Raw genomic sequence first — 17,446 nt, 5'->3', positions numbered from 1 at the left:
GACGTTCTCGGGTCGGTCGGCCGTGCGGCCGGACCGGGGCTGACGGATCAGGCGGGGTCCGGGACCACCAGGTCGGAGGGGACGCGAGGCTTCGGGAGCCCGTGGGTCGTCACCGCACCGCCACGGCCGGACTCGTCGGCGATCCGCTGCGTGCGGGCCGCCCGCTCCGCGGCGTCCACCGTGCGCAGCCGCGCAGGGCGGGCGGGGGCCGGCAGGACGGCGAGCCGGTCCTGGAGCCGCTGCAGGTCCAGGCCCGGGTCGGCGACACCGGCGCCGAGCAGCTCGGCCATGCTCGCGAAGAAGCTGCGCGGGTACGCCTTGCGCTGCAGGAAGACCCTCGTCCGGCGGCCGTTCACCGGGGCGAGCCGGAGCGTGCCGTCCCAGGGCGGTCCCTCGAGCGAGCGCCACGTGAAGCGGTGGTCACGGGCCTGCCAGCGGACCGCGACGAGAACGTCGTAGTCCTTGCGCCCCTGCCGGACCGTGAACACGTACCGCTCGTGCGAGGACCGGGTGGCGGTCTGGAGCCCGGCCAGGAAGGTCGGCCACTGGGTGATGTCCCACAGCTGCGTCTCCACCACGGACAAGGGCAGACCGACGACGGCCATCGCCTCCATGGACATGCGTTCTCCTCGGGCATCACAGTTCCTGGACAGGTCGACTCCCCCGCGCCTCGATTCCGCCAGCGCCCCCACGACTGCCGGCCGGTCCTCCCGCCGCCACCTGTCCCCACCCCGACGCGGTGGGAACAGGCGGCTCACGGCGGATGACCGACACCCTTGTCGGCCCTCTTCGGCCAGCATGGGTGCCCCTCACCAGTCGCCGCGTCGGCCCGTCGTGTGATAGCCCGACCGGGTGTCGCGTGACCGGGCGTGGGCCCGAACCGCCGCGCTGAGCACGGACGAAGCCCTTGTGTGGCAGGAAATCCGGCCCCCGGACAGCCGAACGGCCGACCGGAGTGTCACCCGGTCGGCCGTTCGGTTCGTGCTAGCGGTCGCCGTCGAGGGCTCACCAGCGTCATGCCCGCAGCCATCTCGATGTGGACCTGGTGGATTCAGGCTCCGGAGATCGGCGACGTCGTTCGGGTCTGGGCGAGTGACGCTCACTCGAGTCCAGTCTGAAGCACCGGCCGGACCGAGGACCGGCAGCCGTTCGCCGACCCCGCCCGACCCATCCGCACGCACAAAGAGTCAGATCAAGTCGAACTCCCCACGCTTCACGCCGAGGACGAACGCCTCCCATTCCTGACGGTTGAACGAGAGGACGGGGCTGGCGCCGTCCTTGGAGTCCCTTACACCGATGGCGTCGGGCCGGACAGCAACCTCGACGCATCCGTCTGCGGCACAAAACGACGACCGCTTCCAGAGAGCGTCTGGAAGGGACTCTCGTGCTGAACTGCTGGACAACGCTCCTCCTGGGAACGGCCAGCGCGTCTCCGCCGCTGGCCGCTGGCTTTGACTAGTTGGACGGGGACAGTTCACTGCGGATGGTGCTGAGCAGCTCACGCGAGGATCGCTCACTGAGGGCCACCGACTGTGTGAGGAAATCAAAGATCTCCAGGTACCGGGACACGTCACTGTCCTTGTCGAGGAAGAGCTGGCCGAGCAGTCCCTCGATGTAGACCGTGTCCCGAATCGACGAATCGGCGAAGCGCAGGACGGCGAAGCGTCCATCGAGTCCAGGGTGCACACGCACCGCCTGCGGGACGATCTGCACGACGAGGTTCGCAAGATCCATTCGTTCGAGCACGGCGTTGATCTGCTCACGTCCAACTCGCTCGTCGCCTGGCATTCGTCGGAACACAGACTCATCTAGGACGACATGTAGCTTCGGCGGGTTGGCTGACGTCAGCAACATCTGCCGCCGCAGTCGCACGCGAACGATCTCGTCGATGCGGTCAGGCGTTAACTGTCCTGGTGGCCGCAGGACGGACAGCAGAGCGCGCGCGTAGGCCTCGGTCTGCAGGAGGCCGGGCACTAGATGGGCATGGTTGACGGAGATATCCGATGCAGCCTGTTCGAGTCCCACAAAGGTCTCGTAGTCCGCGTCGATCTCTGCATCCTGGTACCAGGAAGTTTCCAACGCCTGCGCCGCCAGAGACATGAGCCGGTCACGCTCATCCAGCGACACTCCGTACAGCAAGCACAGGTCGCGGACGTCACGCGGCGAAGCGCGTCGCGCCGCGGTCTCGAGTCGGGAGATTTTCGATGCTGAGACAAGGAGATTCGCAGCTACAGCCTCGACTGTGAGGTCCTTGGCAAGTCGCAACTCACGCAGTCGCTCGGCCAACTCCCGCATCCGCGTGGTGGGCGTGCTACGCGGCGCGGCGGCCACATCGCCTCCTCACACATGACGCTGTCATTTGCCATGGGCTGTTGCTCTTGGCAAGGCTCCAGCCAGGTTCCTATCCTGATCGCACCCCTCGCGTCCGCAGAATCGCCCATTGTAACCAAGATGTTACATTCAGTAATCTTCGCGGCGACCTAGAGGTCGTCGAACTCCCCACGACGCACACCCTCAACAAATGCGGCCCACTCGGCCCGGGTGAAGGTGAGCGAGCCACCGCATCGATTCTTGGAGTCGCGGATGGCTACCGACTCAAGCGTCGCACCAACCTCTACGCAGGCCGCTTCCCCACAGGCTGCGGCGCGCCGCCATACGACACCCTCGTCGGACGTCGCCTCGTACCCAGCTGCCGTCATCCCCGTATCCCTTCGACAGGCACGGGCCGGACAACCATCGACGCTGACGCCACCGACCCGCACCGGTGCTGGTCCCCCGGCCGCTCACGGTGGCGACCGTGGGGCCCTCCACGGTCGCATGCATGCAGAAATGTGCACAAGAGCCGCAGGCGATCATCGCGCCCGCCGGAGCCGGCACAACGGAAATCATCGGTCATTCACGGCCCGATCGACGAGATTCGACGCTGCAAACGTTGCACGGCAGGATGTATGACGTTTCATAGTGGCTCGAGCCGGACGCCGCCGATCACCCACCGTTGCGTCAACCCCGCACGGTCACGCACCGATCTGCGATCTTGGCAATTGCCACAGTCACAAAGCGAATTGCTGCTTGCCATGGGGAACTTCCTGCGTCACATTGACATCACAGGGAATAGAAACCGGCGGAAGGTCCTCGTCCTCGAACTGAGCAGCTCGCACCGGCACCCGGTGCTCGCGACAGCACAGTCGAACGACCGACCCTTCCGGCCGCGGGAGGGGAGGCAGGACATGGTGGACACCGCTTAGAGCCGGCAGCGCACGCGCCCGGCCGCGGACGTTCTCGACGACATCGCCGTCGTCGGCCCGCGAGACGACACCCGAACCACAGAACTGACGAACGCTGCAGCTGACCAACGGTGGCATCGCCGCCCCGGCCGGTCGCAGCGTTTCGCTGACCCCAAAAAGGCGACGGGCCCCGGTGCTGGAACACCAGGGGCCCGCCCAGTCGCCTCTCGAAAGCCACCCAGCGATGAGCGCACTCGAAGGAGACGAACATGGACCACCTTACGCGCGGACCGCGCATACTCCAAGGCCGTACACCGTTGTGGCGCATCGGCGTCCGGGAGCAGTTCCCGCTGCCGGGGGTGTCGGCCTGGCTGCTCGCCGTCGGCATCGTCCTCGGCTCCGGGGCACTCCAGGCCCTCTTCTGGAGCGGGTCGTGAACGGCACCCTGGGGGCGTCGACGCCGGACGACGAGCGCGACACCTTCACCGAGGCGTTCACGTCGGACGCCTACGAGGGCAACGGGTCCGGCGTCGTCGCCGAGCGCAAGCCGTCGGCGCCGGCACCGGTCGATCGGCCGTTCTGGCAGAACCAGTACGACCCCGGCACCGACCGCTCGGCGCCTCGGGCCCGCGGGCCGGAGGGGCTGACCCAGGCCGCGTGGCCGGTCGGGGCGATGCTCGTCGTCGCAGGCGTCGCGGTCCTGATGTACCACTTCGTCGGCGAGCCCATGGCCATCATGGTCGGCAGTGCCCTCACGGCGCTGGCGATGCTCGTCGTCAACCACTACGTCGATTGAGGCACCGGACGACGTAGCGCAGGTCGGCCGGCCCGGGGACCCGCACCCCCGGGCCGGCTCTGCTGTGTCGCACGGGGTGCCGCACCGGGTGTCACACCGGCACCCGCGGGCCGGGCTCGGCGAGCACCGCCAGCAGGTCGCCGTCCGCGTGCAGCCGCTCGACGACCTCGGAGTGGTCGAGCTGGACCAGGGTGTCGTCGAGCTCGTCCCAGGTGCGCGGTGCCGCGGCGTGCGGCAACGTCCTGCCGCGCAGCGAGTACGGCGCGATCGTCGTCTTCGTGGGGCTGTTCTGCGACCAGTCGATGAGCACCTTGCCGGGCCGCAGCGCCTTGGTCATCTTCGACGTCACGAGCTTGGGCCGGGCCCGCTCCAGCTCCTCGGCGACCCGGCGCGCGTAGCCGTGGACGTGCTCGGCGTCCTGCTTCCCGGAGACCGGCGCGTAGAGCTGCATCCCCTTGCTGCCGCTCGTGACCGGGTGGCACTCGAGCCCGTCGGCGGCGAGCCGCTCCCGCACCAGGTGCGCGACCTCGGCGCACTCCGGCAGCCCGGCCGGCGCGCCCGGGTCGAGGTCGACGACGAGCCGGTCCGGGGCGTGGACGGCGCCCCGCGGGCCCACGGTCCACTGCGGCACGTGCAGCTCGAGGGCGGCGAGGTTGGCCACCCAGACGAGCCCGGCCATGTCGTCGAGCAGCGGGTAGGTGATCGTCTCGCGCGCCCGCGTCGAACCGGGCACCGGCAGCGTCACGTGCCGCACCCACGACGGCGTCCCGGGCGGCAGGTTCTTCTCGAAGAAGACGAGGCCGTCGACGCCCTCGGGCCAGCGCTTGCGGGTCAGCGGCCGGTCCCTGACGACGGCGAGCAGCGGCGCCGCGACCGCCGTGTAGTAGGCGAGCACCTCGCCCTTCGTCGTCCCGGTCGCCGGGTAGAGCACCTTGTCGAGGTTGCGCAGCACGATCCGCCGGCCGTCGACCTCGACCGGGGTGTCGGGCCCGTGGTCGGCCTTGGACGCGCGTGCCATGCGCCAACTGTTCCACGGCCCGCCGCCCGCGCCACAGCGTCGGTGCCGCTCCGGCCCTACCCCGCTGTCACCGTCGCCGGGTCGACGTCCGTCCGGACACCGAGGAACACCGGCTGCCGGATCCGGCCGTTCTCGCTGTGGCCGATGTGCCGGACGTCGACGACGACCTGCGGGTCGAGCCAGCGGGTGCCGGTCGCGTCGACCCGCGGCACCTCGGACGACCCGAACGGCGAGGTCTCCCGGGCGTGCGGCGCGAGCAGCGCCAGGACGTCGCCCTGGTCCGCGGTCGCCAGGCCCGAGCCGACCCGGCCGACGAAGCGCAGCACCGGCTCGCCGCCGCCGGGCGGCTCGAGGTCCCAGATGCCGAGGAGCAGCGCCCCGAGCCGGCGGGCGTCGTCCGTCTCGGTCCGCCAGCCGCCGACGACGCACGTCTGGACGCGGCGGTGCGGCAGCTTGAGCCAGTCCCCGTTGCGCGCCCCGGGGGCGTACCGGGACGCCCTGCGCTTGGCGACGACCCCCTCCAGCCCCTGCTCGAGCGTCGCGGCGAGGAGCACCTGCCCGTCGTCGTAGACCGGCGAGAGCTGCCAGCCGCGCAGCCCGGCCGCTGCGCCGTCCAGCCTCTCGAGGGCCTCCCGGCGCTGCGTCCACGACCGCTTCGTGAGCTCGGTGCCGTCGAGCCGGAGCACGTCGAACGCGACGAAGGTCGCGGGGGACGCCGCGGCGAGCGCCGCGGCCCGGCGCGCGTCCCGCACGTGCATCCGCTCGGCGAGCGCCCAGAAGCTCGGTACCCCGCGGCGCAGGACGACGACCTCGCCGTCCAGGAGCACGTCCGGGTGCAGCCCGGCCAGGCCGGAGAGCTCCGGCCAGGCCGCGGTGACGTCGTTCCCGAGCCGGCTCGTGAGCCGCAGCCGGCCCTCGTGGACGTCCGCGAGCACCCGCATGCCGTCCCACTTGACCTCGAAGGCCCAGGCGTCGCCGTCCGGGGGCAGCCCGGCACGCGGGTCGACGGGGGCGGCGAGCATCGGCTTCACGCCGCCATGCTGCCCGGCCACCGCCCGCGGGCGACAGCGGGGACACGGGTGCGATGGGCTGGCGCACCCCCGGCCGGAGCAGCCATGCTGCCAGGGTCAGGACCTGCGCCGCCCGGCCGATGACTCCGGGTGCCGCCGTCGGTCAGGACGAGGACATCCACCTGGTGAGGGGAGCACGGCCATGCGGGCGATCTGGAAGGGCTCGGTCTCCTTCGGTCTCGTGAGCGTGCCCGTGCGGGTCTTCTCGGCCACGCAGGAGCACGACATCCGCTTCCACCAGGTCCACGCCGAGGACGGCGGCCGGATCAAGATGAAGCGCACGTGCTCCATCGACGGCGAGGAGGTCGCGTACGACCAGCTCGCCAAGGGCTACGAGTCGCCGGACGGCCGGCTCGTCATCCTCACCGACGAGGACTTCGAGAACCTGCCGCTCTCGACGAGCCGGGAGATCGACGTCATCGAGTTCGTCCCCGCCGAGCAGGTCGACCCGATCCTGTTCAACAAGACCTACTACCTCGAGCCCGAGGCCCGCGCGAGCAAGCCCTACCAGCTGCTCCGCGAGGCGCTCACGGCCACCGACCGGATGGCGGTCGTCAAGGTCGCGCTGCGCCAGCGCGAGACGCTCGCCGTGCTCCGGGTGCGGGAGAAGGTCATCGTCATGCAGACGCTGCTGTGGCCCGACGAGGTGCGCGCGGCCGAGTTCGACGTCCTCGAGACCGACGTCGACGTCCGCCCGCAGGAGCTCGCGATGGCCCAGTCGCTCGTCGAGAGCCTCGCCGGGGACTTCGAGCCCGACCAGTTCGAGGACTCCTACACGAAGGCGCTCACCGACCTCGTCGAGGCCAAGCTCGAGGGCGCCGAGCCCGCCGTGGCGGCGGCCGAGGACACCGGCGAGACCGGCGAGGTCGTCGACCTGCTCACCGCCCTGCAGCGCAGCGTCGAGCGCGCGCGGCAGGCGCGCGGCGAGACGTCGGACGACGCACCCGCCGCGGCGAAGAAGACCGCTGCCAAGGCGCCCGCGGCGGCGAAGAAGACCGCTGCGAAGAAGGCCGCCGCGACAGAGGACGACGACGCGGCACCGGCGAAGAAGACCGCCAAGAAGGCGGCCTCCCGCAAGAGCGCCTGACGGCCGACCCGACATTCAGCGACACGCCCATGGCTCGCGACACGACACGTGAGCACCCTGGGCGTCGACACGCCGGACCGTTCACCGCAGCGCAAGCAAGCCTGAGCACGCAGTCACGAATCACACCCATGTAGTTACTCTGAATGGGTTGCACGTAACCTTGGGTCACCGGAAGGGTGATCCGTGCCGGGGGGCTTCCAAGACACGCCTTCCGCCGTCAGGCGGCCTTCCCTGGGATGTCTCTTTGCGAAACGTGGTTCGGCTGCGCCGTTTGGTCAGCCTTCTGCTCGCGACGTGCGTCGCCGCCCCGGTGCCGTTCCTGGCGACCGCTCCTGCCCAGGCGCGGCAAGCGCCACGGCCGGACCGCACCGTCCGGATCGAGGCCGACCGCGTCGACCGCGTCCCGACCCCGCGGCCGTCGTGGTGGGACTGCGGCGAGCTCTACGCCACGGGTGCGCAGTGCACGACCGTCGCGCTGCCGCTCGACTACGACCGCCCCCTGGGGCCGACGACGCAGGTCGCCGTTCTCCGCATCAGGGCCACCGACCCGGCCCGGCGGATCGGCACCCTGTTCGTCAACCCGGGTGGCCCGGGCGGTTCGGGCGTGGAGCTCGCCGCAGCCGCGCGCGACTTCCTCGACCCGCGAGTCCTCGCCCGGTTCGACGTCGTCGGGTTCGACCCGCGCGGGACGAACCTGTCGTCGGGCGTCCGGTGCTGGCCGACGATGCCGGCCCGCGACCGCGCCCTCGCCGGCGCCGGGGCCGCCTTCCCGCGCGGCGCCGTCCAGGACGCCGCCGCGGTCCGCTCCGCCCGCGCGTTCGGCACGGCCTGCTCGACGACGGGCCGCCCGCTCGCGGCGTCCGTCTCGACGGCGGAGGTGGCCCGGGACATGGACGTCCTGCGCCGTGCCGTCGGCGACGCCCGGCTGACCTACCTCGGCTTCTCGTACGGCACCTACCTCGGGCAGGTCTACGCCAACCTCTTCCCGGACCGGGTCCGTGCGATGGCCCTCGACGGCGTCCTCGACCCGCTCGCCTGGGCGGGCACGCAGGCCACCCGGAACACCCCGCAGACGACCCGGATCGGCTCGGCGAAGGCCTCGGCCCGCGCCCTGGACCGGATCCTCGTCAGCTGCCGCACGGCCGGCCCGGCGTACTGCTCGCTCGCCGCCACGGGTGACCCGAAGGCGATCTACGGCTCGCTCATGACGTCACTGCGGGCGGCCCCGATCGTCGTCCGCGGCCCGGACTTCGAGGAGCGGTTCACGTACGCGGACGTCACGTCGATCCTCGTCGACATGCTCTACTCGCCGTTCGGCTCCAACGACGTCGACGCGTTCCTCTCGCTGCTCGTCGAGCTGCGCGGCCCGACGAGCCCGGCCCGTGCGAAGGCCGCCCGCGCCGGCCTGCACCGGATCGCCGCCCGGTACCGCGACTTCGGCCGCACTGCCGGGCCGAGCCCGCGGGTCCGGGCCGCCTGGCGCCGGGCCGGGCGGACGGCGCTGCCGGCGTACGAGAACGGCATCGACGCCTACCAGGCCGTCATGTGCACCGACGGGCTCAACCCGTCGCTCGCCGCTCGCTGGCCGGTCTACGCGGCCCGGGCCGACCGCGCCGTCCCCGGTTTCGGACCGCTGTGGGCGTGGCCCTCGGCCCCGTGCGCCCGGTCCACCTGGACCGCGCGCGACGAGGACGCCTACCGCGGCCCGTTCACCCGGCGCACGGCGGCCCCCGTGCTCGTCGTCGGCAACCTGTGGGACCCCGCCACGCCGTACGAGGGGGCGGTCCGGGTCGCGCGGCTGCTGCCGAACAGCCGGCTGCTCACCGGGGTCAGCTGGGGGCACACCGCGTACGGCTCCTCGCCGTGCATCGACCGTGCCGTGACGACCTACCTGCTGCGCCAAGGGCTGCCCCCGGTCGGCAAGCGCTGCCGCGGCCTCGACCAGCCGTACACCGAACCGCTCACACCGTTCACGTCCCTGGCCGCGGGACGGGCCCCGGCCGTGGCATCGCTGCCCTCGGGGGCGGCGCCGGCCGGGCGGCCCGGGCGGGCGCCGGTGAGCCCGCTCGTCCCCTGATCCGGTGCCATGATCCGGACGGATCTGCCCGGATAGGTGAACTCCACGTCGTCCGTGCACGTTCGTCCTGGGCAGAGGCAGGCCGACGGCGTCCTGCCCCGACGGGGAGGCATGCTCATGCGAACGATCCTGGCGGTGGTGGCGAGCGGGGTCCTCGCCGCGTCGGCGGTGCTCACGGCAGCACCGGCGTCGGCGGCGGTCCCTGACCTGGACCTGCCCGAGGCGGGGGTCTTCCTCGAGGGCATCGGGGTGGACGACGACGCGGGCCTGGTCTACGTCAGTGCGACGAACCGCAGCGGGACGATCTACCGGGCGAAGGTCGGCGACGACCGGCTCGAGGTCTGGCAGGGCCCGACCCCCGGCGACAACGGCCGCGGGATCGACGTGGACGACGCGGGGCGGGTGTTCGTCGCCGGCGGGCCGAGCGCCGAGGTCCGGGTGTTCTCCCGCTCGGGCCGCCTGCTCGCCGAGCTGCCGACGGGCGAGGCGGGCTCGTTCCTCAACGACGTCCGGGTCGCGGACGACGGCTCGGTGTACGTGACGGACTCGAGCCTGCCGCGGATCTGGCGGGTGTTCCGCTCCGGCGGCACGTGGCAGATCGAGCTGTGGCGCGACGTGAGCGGCACGATCGCCTACACCCCCGCGCTCACCGACTTCGACCTCGGCGGGATCGTCACGACCCCCGACGGCAAGGCCCTGCTCACGACGCAGGGGACGACCGGGCAGCTCTGGCGCATCGAGCTGCGGAGCCGGGCGATCAGCGAGGTGCCCGTGGACGGCGCCCCGCTCGTCAACGCGGACGGCATCGTCCTGGCGGGCCGCTCCCTCTACGTCGTCCAGAACTTCAGCCGGCAGATCACCCGGCTCGAGCTGCACGACCGCTGGCGGACGGCGACCACCGAGGCGGTCGTCGCCACCCCGGCCGACCGGACCTTCACGACCGCCAAGCGGGTCGGCGGCCGACTGCTGCTCGTCGACAGCAAGTTTGGCTTCGCCCCCGCGCAGGCCGTCGCGGAAGACCGCGTCGTCTCGTTCCGGAGGTTCTGACCCCCACGCAGTTACTAGCGCGTATGACCCGATGAATGGGTCATACGCGCTAGTAACTCGGGGTTTCAGCCGAGCATGTCGTGGCGGACGACGGTGGCGTCGCGGTCCGGGCCGACGCCGACGGCCGAGATCCGGCTGCCGGACATCTCCTCGAGCGCGAGGACGTACGTCTGCGCGTTCTTCGGCAGGTCCTCGAAGGACCGGGCGCCGGAGATGTCGTCCTCCCAGCCGTCGAAGTACTCGTAGACCGGCTTCGCGTGGTGGAAGTCGGTCTGCGTCAACGGCATCTCCGGCGTCCGGACGCCGTCGACGTCGTACGCCACGCAGACCGGGAGCCGCTCGAAGCCGGTGAGGACGTCGAGCTTGGTGAGCACGAAGTCGGTGACGCCGTTGATCCGCGAGGCGTAGCGGGCGACCGGGGCGTCGTACCAGCCGCAGCGGCGCGGGCGGCCCGTCGTCGTCCCGTACTCGTGGCCGACGTCGCGCAGCCGCTCGCCGTCCGCGTCGAACAGCTCGGTGGGGAACGGGCCCTCGCCGACGCGGGTCGCGTAGGCCTTGACGACCCCGATGACGCGGTCGATCCGGGTCGGCGGCACCCCGCTGCCGGTGCATGCGCCGGCCGAGGTCGGGTTGGACGACGTGACGAACGGGTACGTGCCGTGGTCGACGTCGAGCAGGGTCGCCTGGCCGCCCTCGAAGAGCACCGTCTCTTCGCGGTCGAGCGCCTGCCCGAGCTCGAGGGAGACGTCGGCGACCATCGGCCGCAGCCGCTCGGTGTACGACAGCAGCTCCTCGACGACCTCGGCGACGGTGATCTCGCGTCGGTTGTAGACCTTCACGAGCAGGTGGTTCTTCTGCATGAGCGCGCCCTCGACCTTCTGGGCGAGGATGTGCTCGTCGAAGAGGTCCTGCACGCGGATCCCGACGCGGTTCATCTTGTCGGCGTAGGTCGGGCCGACGCCGCGACCGGTCGTGCCGATCTTCCGCTTGCCGAGGAAGCGCTCGGTGACCTTGTCGATCGTGCGGTTGTACGGCGCGATGACGTGGGCGTTCGCCGAGATCCGCAGCTTCGAGCAGTCGACGCCGCGGGTCGTGAGGCCCTCGATCTCCTGGAACAGCACGGAGAGGTCGATGACGACGCCGTTGCCGATGACCGGGGTGCAGCCCGGGGTGAGGATGCCGGACGGCAGCAGGTGCAACGCGTACTTCTCACCGCCGACGACCACCGTGTGCCCGGCGTTGTTGCCGCCGTTGTACTTCACGACGTAGTCGACGCGGTGACCGAGAGCGTCGGTCGCCTTGCCCTTGCCCTCGTCGCCCCACTGGGCCCCGACGAGCACGATCGCGGGCATCGCGGTCCACCTCTCACGCACAGAACGCCCCACCTGGTGGCCCGGTCGGGCCCTACCGAGGCTATCTCAGGCGAGCCGGTCGGCGAGCGCCTCGCCCAGCTGGAGGCCCGACAGGTACGCCTGCTCGACCCGGGCCCGCTCGCCCCAGCCGTCGCCGCAGACCCCGACGAGCGCCGGGTGCAGCGCGAACGCCTCGCGGTGCGGGTGCAGCGGGGCGGCGAGGGACCAGCGGTGCGCGTGGGTCAGCTCGGGCTCGGGGAGCACGTCCGCGCCGAGCAGCCGGGACACCTCGTCGAGCACCGGCTGGACCGCCGTGCCCGGGTCCTCGAGCCGGCCGGCGGAGAAGACCGACGTCGCGTGCGCCACGAGGACCGGCGCACCGTCGCCGCGCCGGCTGCCGTCGTCCGCGACCCAGGACACGACCGGCGAGCCGTCGACGAACGCGCCGTCGAGGTCGCCCCACCAGCGCTGCGACCAGGCGGCCCAGACGCTGATGACCGGCGACCACTCCATCCCGCCGTCGAGGTCGAGCCAGGTCGAGACCGGCTGGGGCAGCAGGTCCGCCGCCTGCGGGTCGGGCATGGCGAGGACGACGGCGCGCGCCGGCTCCCCGTCGACGGTGAGCCGGTCACCCTCGACGTCGACCTCCTCGACCTCGTGGCCGGTCGTCACGTCGAGCCCTTCGGCGAGGTGCTCCACGAGGCTGCGCAGACCGCCGGACGCCGACCAGCGCGGCAGCCCGGTCGTCGTCCCGACCCGGCCCTCGGGGGCCAGGAGGTGGAAGGTGTCCGTCCACGGGGCGGCGAGGCCCGCGGCCTCCCAGCCCGCGGCGACCTTGGCGAAGCGCTCGTCGCGGACCGTGAAGTACGAGGCCCCGATGTCGACCGCGTGCCGGCCGCCGGCCAGGTCCTCGGTGCGGACGGCCATCCGGCCGCCGATCCGGCGGCCGCGGTCGAGGACCTTGACGTCGTACCCGTGGGCGACGAGGACCCGGGCGCAGGAGATGCCGGAGATGCCGCCGCCGACCACGACGACGGGTGCGCTGGTGTCGGTCACCGGACCATCCTTCGGTGCCGGGCGTCCCGGCGCGAGCCGGACCCGTCGAAACGAGCGCTATGTCCGGCTTCTCAGGATCAGGCGAGCCCGAGGGTCCCGACGGCCGACCGGTCGCAGTCCGCGAGGAACGTCCGGCAGCGCTCGTGCTCGGCCGTCTCGCCGATCGTGCCCGCGGCCCGGGCGAGCGCTGCGAGCGCGCGCAGGAAGCCCTGGTTCGGCTCGTGCGCCCACGGCACCGGGCCCTGGCCGCGCCAGCCGGAGCGGCGCAGCGCGTCGAGACCGCGGTGGTAGCCGACCCGGGCGTAGGCGTAGCCCTCGACCGTGCGACCGGCCTCGAGCGCCTGCTCGGCGAGGACCGTCCACGGCAGGCTCGACGCCGGGTGCGCGGCGGCGACCTGGGCCGGGTCGGTGCCGGCAGCGAGCGCGTCGCGCGGCGCCGGGTCGTCGGCGAGATGGGTGGGCGGGATGCCGAGGAGGTTGTCGTTGAGGCTCACACTGCATCATGGCGCAGATGAGGACGCTGATCGCAGGCACCCTGCTCACGAGCGCGCTGCTCGCGGCCTGCACCCCGGCGTCCGGGGCACCGTCGTCCGCCGTGACCCCCGGCGGTGAGCCGAGCCTGACCCGGCTCGCCGGGCCCCGGCAGGCGACGGACCTCGACGTCATGACCTTCAACATCCAGGACTCGCAGATCCTCGGGGTCGACCGCTACACGTCGTCCGGACGGCGGGCGGCCGTCGCCCAGGTCGTCGTCGACGAGCGGCCGGACGTGATCGGCACCCAGGAGATGACCACGGCGCAGGCGGAGAACCTGCGCGCCGACCTGGCCCGCGCCGGCGTCCGCTACTCCCGGTACGGCCGCCCCAGGGTCAGCGACATCGATGAACCGGGGGTGGACTTCAACGAGACGGTGGCCGTGTTCTGGGACCCGGCCGTGCTCACCGACGTCGGCCACGGCGAGGTGTGGTTCTGCCCGTCGGACGTCGCCCCCAGGCAGGGCTGCGTCGACTCGGGGCCGGGCTGGGTCGCCGGCGACCCCCGGATGGCGACCTGGGTCCGGTTGCGGCACAACGGCTCCGGCACCGAGGTGGTCGTCGTCAACACCCACCTCGACGCGGCGTCGGCACCGGCCCGCGAGCGCGGCGCCGAGGTCGTCCGGGACGCCGTGGAACGGCTCTTCCCGGCCGTGCCCGTCCTGCTCACCGGGGACTTCAACAGCGGCCCGGACGCCGCCCCGCACCGGGTGCTCACGGCGGCCGGCTGGGTCGACACCTGGACGACGGCGGCGCGGACCGGGCCGGCGTGGTCGACGTTCAACCGCTTCGACCGCCGCGCCCCGCTGCCCGGGCCGCGGATCGACCGGATCTACGCCCGCCCCGGCCTGCCGGTCGTCGCGGCCGCGGTGAACACCTACCGCAGCCCGGCCGGTCAGCTCCCCAGCGACCACTACCCGGTGCTGATCCGGGTCCGGCTGCCGTGACACCCGAGGGACGCCCGGACGCGCGACCGCCCGCGCCGTCCGGGAGCGGACGACGCGGGCGGGCGGGTCGTGCAGGTCGGGCAGGTGCTGCGGGTCAGCGGGTCACTTGATCCGCGTACCGGCCGAGCGCAGGTTCTCGCAGGCCTCGACGACGCGGGCCGACAGGCCCGCCTCGGCGGACTTGCCCCAGGCGCGCGGGTCGTACGCCTTCTTGTTGCCGACCTCGCCGTCGATCTTCAGCACGCCGTCGTAGTTCTTCAGCATGTGGTCCACGACGGGGCGGGTGAACGCGTACTGGGTGTCGGTGTCGACGTTCATCTTGATGACGCCGAAGTCGACCGCGTCCGAGATCTCCTGCGGCAGGGAGCCGGAGCCGCCGTGGAAGACGAGGTCGAACGGCTTGTCCTTGCCGTACTTGGCGCCGACCGCGTCCTGGACCTCCTTGAGGATCTCCGGGCGCAGCTTGACGTTGCCCGGCTTGTAGACGCCGTGCACGTTGCCGAACGTCAGGGCGGCCATGTAGCGGCCCTTCTCGCCGAGGCCGAGGGCCTCGGCCGTGGCCATGCAGTCCTCGACCGTCGTGTACAGCTTCTCGTTGATCTCGCCGACGACACCGTCCTCCTCGCCACCGACGACGCCGATCTCGACCTCGAGGATGATCCGGGCGGCCGCGGTCAGGGCGAGGAGCTCCTTGCCGATCTCGAGGTTCTCGCCGAGCGGCACGGCCGAGCCGTCCCACATGTGCGACTGGAAGAGCGGCTCCTGGCCGTTCTTCACGCGCTCGGCCGAGATCGCGAGCAGCGGGCGGACGAACCCGTCGAGCTTGTTCTTCGGGCAGTGGTCGGTGTGCAGCGCGATGTTGACGTCGTACTTCTTCGCGACCTCGTGCGCGTAGGCGGCGAGCGCGACGGAGCCGGTGACCATGTCCTTGACCGTCGGGCCGGACAGGTACTCCGCACCACCGGTCGACACCTGGACGATGCCGTCGCTCTCGGCCGCGGCGAAGCCCGCGATGGCCGCGTTCAGCGTCTGGGACGAGGTCACGTTGATGGCGGGGTACGCGAACGACTGGGCCTTCGCCCGGTCGAGCATCTCGTTGTAGACCTCGGGGGTTGCGATGGGCATTCGATCGCTCCTGTGCTGATCGTCCGCCGTACGCGAGCGCGCCCGGCGGTGATGACGGCGCCGTCTGCTGGACGACGCCCCGCTGCGCTGCGGCGCTGCAGCGTCTCCGGGGGCAATCCTTCCAGATCCGTGACGTGAGCAAGGCCTCAGAGGTCCCGGGCGGACACGTCCACGAAACAGGCGCGACACCGGGGACGTGCGGCCTCCGAGCAGGGGTGGCGCGGCGGGTCGTCGCAGGCCCGCGCGAGGATGGTGCCGGCGCGCGTCCCCGCGGCGGGTGCGCGCCGTCGTCCGTGGCGGGGAGGAGGTGCCGGACGGTGCTCGACCTTCCGGCCCGGCCGCCGGACGTCGTCACGTGCGACGTCTGCGGCGGCCCGGCCGTGCTCGCCCGACGCGCCCCCGGTCGGCGGGACGAGGCGGTCTGCGTCCGGCACCGGGCGTTCCTCTCCCCCGCACCGCAGGACCGGGCCGGCGTCGAGCACCTCGAGCTGCGCTGGGGCCGCTGGTGCGGCGGGCAGGCGACCGTCGCGCAGGTCCTGGCGTCCGCGCGCCCGCTGCCGTGCGAGGCGTGCGGCGCCGCGGGCGAGGTGATCTGGGGCGTGGAGAACGACGGCGGCCGCTGGCACGCCGTGCTCTGCCTCGCCTGCCTGGAGCCGGCGCCCGCCGCGGCCGGGCCGTCGCAGATCAGCTCCCGGGGGCTCGGCCGGTGGGACGGCGCCCGGTGGCTGCCGGTCGACGCGGGCTGGCGGCCGCCGTCCCGGCCTGCCGCTGCGCCGCCGGGCTGAGCCGGCGGGCTGAGCCGGCGGGCTGAGCCGGGCGGCGAACGGTCAAGACGGTGCGCCCGGACGCCGATCCATCGCAGGTGGACGGCGACCGCACCCCCGCGACCGCGCCGCACGCGAACCGGTGGCAGGCCCGTCCCGTCGCCGCCGTCGCGCTGCGCGCCGCGAGCACCGTCGTCCCGCTCCTCGGCGGCGTGCTCGTGGCCCGCGCCCTCGCAGGTGCCGGGAGCACGCTGCCCGGCGGCCGTGCGGTGGCGGTGCTGCTCGGGGTGGGCGCGGCGCTCGCCGGACGCCGGGCGGCCCGGCCGTTCGTCGCGTTCGCGTCCCTGCTGCGCCTCGGCCTCGGCTTCCCCGGCCCCGCGCCGCGCCGGACGGCGCTCGCCCTGCAGCGCCCGCGGACCGTCGTCCGCCGGGCCCGGACCAGCCGCACCGGGACGGCGGCCGACAACGCCGCCGCGCTCGTCGCCCTGCTCGCCGTCGTCGGGGCGCACGACCGCCGGCACCGGCACCACACCCGACGGGTGCTCGCGCTGTGCGCGCTGCTCGCCGACCGGCTCGCGCTGCCCGCGGCGGACCGCGACCGGCTCGCCTGGGCCGCGCTGCTCCACGACGTCGGCGCGCTCGCCGTCGACGACGAGATCCTCGACAAGGCGGGCCGGCCGACGTCCGCGCAGTGGCAGGTGCTCCGCCGCCACCCCGAGGACGGCGCCCGGCTCGCCGCCCCGCTCCTGCCCTGGCTCGGCCCCTGGGGCGCCGCCGTCCGGAACCACCACGAGCACTGGGACGGCACCGGCTACCCCGACGGTCTCGCCGGCGCCGCGATCCCGCTCGCGGCCCGGGTCGTCGGCCTCGCGGACGCCTACGAGTCGATGACCGCGGCGCGGCCGTACCGCGCACCGCTCGCGACCCCGGCCGCCCGCGCCGAGGTCGTCCGCTGCCGGGGCACCCAGTTCGACCCCAAGGTCGTCGACGCGCTCCTCGCCGTCCCGGTGCCGCGGCTGCTGCGCGCCACCGGCCTCGTCTCGCTGCTCGCCAACCTGCCGATGCTCGGCACGCTCGCGATGATCGGCCGGCAGGGCGTCGCCGCGGCGGCCGTCCCGCAGGCCGCGGCCGTCGCGGCGTCGACCGCGGTCGTGCTCGGCGGGGTCGCCGCGACCGGCGGTCTCGTCGCACCCGGGCCGGGCGGGACGACGGTCGCCGGGGCCGGACCGCGGACCACGCAGCGTCCGGGCGCCGGCCCCGTCACGACACCGACCACCACGCCCAGCACGCCCACCACGACGACCGCGGCACCGACGAGCGCCGCGACGACCACACGGACCCGCACCACGA

At 72.9% G+C, this 17,446-nt stretch carries 17 protein-coding genes; 7 read left to right on the top strand and 10 right to left on the bottom strand.

Annotation, left to right across the window (positions count from 1 at the left end):
- Positions 1-47 precede the first annotated feature (47 nt).
- The 4 genes from EDJALFJO_RS25100 to EDJALFJO_RS36560 form a co-directional block, all read right to left on the bottom strand.
- Positions 48-620 carry a hypothetical protein gene (locus EDJALFJO_RS25100; RefSeq protein ID WP_088289057.1) on the bottom strand — a complete coding sequence of 191 codons (573 nt, stop codon included), beginning with the start codon at positions 618-620 and terminating at the stop codon, positions 48-50.
- A gap of 567 nt (positions 621-1,187) precedes the next feature.
- Positions 1,188-1,478, bottom strand: coding sequence for a DUF397 domain-containing protein (locus tag EDJALFJO_RS36145; RefSeq protein ID WP_304441296.1), 291 nt, complete (start codon positions 1,476-1,478; stop codon positions 1,188-1,190).
- Positions 1,456-2,331 (bottom strand): helix-turn-helix transcriptional regulator, encoded by an 876-nt coding sequence (locus tag EDJALFJO_RS35795; RefSeq protein ID WP_088289056.1) that lies wholly within the window; start codon positions 2,329-2,331, stop codon positions 1,456-1,458. Before EDJALFJO_RS35795 ends, EDJALFJO_RS36145 begins: the two co-directional genes overlap by 23 nt.
- 149 nt (positions 2,332-2,480) lie before the next feature.
- Positions 2,481-2,699 carry a DUF397 domain-containing protein gene (locus EDJALFJO_RS36560; RefSeq protein ID WP_088289055.1) on the bottom strand — a complete coding sequence of 73 codons (219 nt, stop codon included), beginning with the start codon at positions 2,697-2,699 and terminating at the stop codon, positions 2,481-2,483.
- 958 nt (positions 2,700-3,657) lie between these two features.
- Here EDJALFJO_RS36560 and EDJALFJO_RS25080 point away from each other — a divergent pair.
- The gene (locus EDJALFJO_RS25080) at positions 3,658-4,020 is read left to right on the top strand and encodes a hypothetical protein (protein ID WP_088289054.1); all 363 of its coding nucleotides are present in this window, start codon (positions 3,658-3,660) and stop codon (positions 4,018-4,020) included.
- Between the two features lie 91 nt (positions 4,021-4,111).
- On the opposite strand, the gene ligD (EDJALFJO_RS25075) is transcribed toward EDJALFJO_RS25080, so the two are convergent.
- Together ligD (EDJALFJO_RS25075) and ligD (EDJALFJO_RS25070) are read right to left on the bottom strand one after the other, a co-directional pair.
- A complete protein-coding gene (gene ligD / locus EDJALFJO_RS25075) occupies positions 4,112-5,038 on the bottom strand; it encodes a non-homologous end-joining DNA ligase (RefSeq protein ID WP_088289053.1) in 927 nt (308 codons plus the stop codon).
- Positions 5,039-5,094: 56 nt separating this feature from the next.
- Positions 5,095-6,060 carry a non-homologous end-joining DNA ligase gene (gene ligD / locus EDJALFJO_RS25070; protein ID WP_233150030.1) on the bottom strand — a complete coding sequence of 322 codons (966 nt, stop codon included), beginning with the start codon at positions 6,058-6,060 and terminating at the stop codon, positions 5,095-5,097.
- Positions 6,061-6,250: 190 nt separating this feature from the next.
- Here ligD (EDJALFJO_RS25070) and EDJALFJO_RS25065 point away from each other — a divergent pair, with 190 nt between their 5' ends.
- The 3 genes from EDJALFJO_RS25065 (at position 6,251) to EDJALFJO_RS25055 (ending at position 10,319) form a co-directional block, all read left to right on the top strand.
- Entirely contained in the window at positions 6,251-7,195 is a 945-nt protein-coding gene (locus EDJALFJO_RS25065; RefSeq protein ID WP_088289051.1) for a Ku protein, read from the top strand.
- Positions 7,196-7,466: 271 nt separating this feature from the next.
- Entirely contained in the window at positions 7,467-9,272 is a 1,806-nt protein-coding gene (locus EDJALFJO_RS25060; protein WP_143448778.1) for an alpha/beta hydrolase, read from the top strand.
- A gap of 117 nt (positions 9,273-9,389) precedes the next feature.
- Positions 9,390-10,319 carry a gluconolaconase gene (locus EDJALFJO_RS25055; protein ID WP_143448777.1) on the top strand — a complete coding sequence of 310 codons (930 nt, stop codon included), beginning with the start codon at positions 9,390-9,392 and terminating at the stop codon, positions 10,317-10,319.
- Between the two features lie 65 nt (positions 10,320-10,384).
- Here the strand turns inward: EDJALFJO_RS25055 and EDJALFJO_RS25050 are convergent, their stop codons facing one another.
- The 3 genes from EDJALFJO_RS25050 to EDJALFJO_RS25040 form a co-directional block, all read right to left on the bottom strand.
- A complete protein-coding gene (locus EDJALFJO_RS25050; RefSeq protein WP_088289048.1) occupies positions 10,385-11,671 on the bottom strand; it encodes an adenylosuccinate synthase in 1,287 nt (428 codons plus the stop codon).
- A 66-nt stretch (positions 11,672-11,737) separates the two neighbouring features.
- Entirely contained in the window at positions 11,738-12,727 is a 990-nt protein-coding gene (locus EDJALFJO_RS25045) for an NAD(P)/FAD-dependent oxidoreductase (protein ID WP_088289047.1), read from the bottom strand.
- Positions 12,728-12,804: 77 nt separating this feature from the next.
- Positions 12,805-13,221, bottom strand: coding sequence for a DUF3151 domain-containing protein (locus tag EDJALFJO_RS25040; RefSeq protein WP_088289046.1), 417 nt, complete (start codon positions 13,219-13,221; stop codon positions 12,805-12,807).
- A 17-nt stretch (positions 13,222-13,238) separates the two neighbouring features.
- Here EDJALFJO_RS25040 and EDJALFJO_RS25035 point away from each other — a divergent pair, with 17 nt between their 5' ends.
- Positions 13,239-14,207, top strand: coding sequence for an endonuclease/exonuclease/phosphatase family protein (locus EDJALFJO_RS25035; RefSeq protein ID WP_158220561.1), 969 nt, complete (start codon positions 13,239-13,241; stop codon positions 14,205-14,207).
- Between the two features lie 102 nt (positions 14,208-14,309).
- Here the strand turns inward: EDJALFJO_RS25035 and fbaA are convergent, their stop codons facing one another.
- Positions 14,310-15,332, bottom strand: coding sequence for a class II fructose-bisphosphate aldolase (gene fbaA, locus EDJALFJO_RS25030; protein ID WP_088289044.1), 1,023 nt, complete (start codon positions 15,330-15,332; stop codon positions 14,310-14,312).
- A 317-nt stretch (positions 15,333-15,649) separates the two neighbouring features.
- Between fbaA and EDJALFJO_RS25025 the strand changes: the two genes are divergently transcribed.
- Both EDJALFJO_RS25025 and EDJALFJO_RS25020 read left to right on the top strand, forming a co-directional pair.
- Entirely contained in the window at positions 15,650-16,117 is a 468-nt protein-coding gene (locus EDJALFJO_RS25025; RefSeq protein WP_088289043.1) for a hypothetical protein, read from the top strand.
- A gap of 77 nt (positions 16,118-16,194) precedes the next feature.
- Positions 16,195-17,446 (top strand): HD-GYP domain-containing protein (locus EDJALFJO_RS25020; protein WP_158220560.1); only part of this gene is annotated, 1,252 nt, incomplete at its 3' end.

Source organism: Kineosporia sp. A_224 (assembly GCF_002198655.1).
Classification (GTDB): Bacteria; Actinomycetota; Actinomycetes; order Actinomycetales; family Kineosporiaceae; genus R-H-3.
The sequence above is the reverse complement of the archived record's forward strand: the minus strand, read 5'-3'. Positions and strand labels throughout refer to the sequence as shown.

What these genes read in the sequence shown, in the direction of transcription:
- EDJALFJO_RS25050 (WP_088289048.1), bottom strand. Translation starts at nt 11,671, where the DNA reads ATGCCCGCGATCGTGCTCGTCGGGGCCCAGTGGGGCGACGAGGGCAAG.
- EDJALFJO_RS36560 (WP_088289055.1), bottom strand. Translation starts at nt 2,699, where the DNA reads ATGACGGCAGCTGGGTACGAGGCGACGTCCGACGAGGGTGTCGTATGG.
- EDJALFJO_RS25055 (WP_143448777.1), top strand. Translation starts at nt 9,390, where the DNA reads ATGCGAACGATCCTGGCGGTGGTGGCGAGCGGGGTCCTCGCCGCGTCG.
- EDJALFJO_RS25035 (WP_158220561.1), top strand. Translation starts at nt 13,239, where the DNA reads ATGAGGACGCTGATCGCAGGCACCCTGCTCACGAGCGCGCTGCTCGCG.
- ligD (WP_088289053.1), bottom strand. Translation starts at nt 5,038, where the DNA reads ATGGCACGCGCGTCCAAGGCCGACCACGGGCCCGACACCCCGGTCGAG.
- fbaA (WP_088289044.1), bottom strand. Translation starts at nt 15,332, where the DNA reads ATGCCCATCGCAACCCCCGAGGTCTACAACGAGATGCTCGACCGGGCG.
- EDJALFJO_RS25100 (WP_088289057.1), bottom strand. Translation starts at nt 620, where the DNA reads ATGTCCATGGAGGCGATGGCCGTCGTCGGTCTGCCCTTGTCCGTGGTG.
- EDJALFJO_RS25065 (WP_088289051.1), top strand. Translation starts at nt 6,251, where the DNA reads ATGCGGGCGATCTGGAAGGGCTCGGTCTCCTTCGGTCTCGTGAGCGTG.
- ligD (WP_233150030.1), bottom strand. Translation starts at nt 6,060, where the DNA reads ATGCTCGCCGCCCCCGTCGACCCGCGTGCCGGGCTGCCCCCGGACGGC.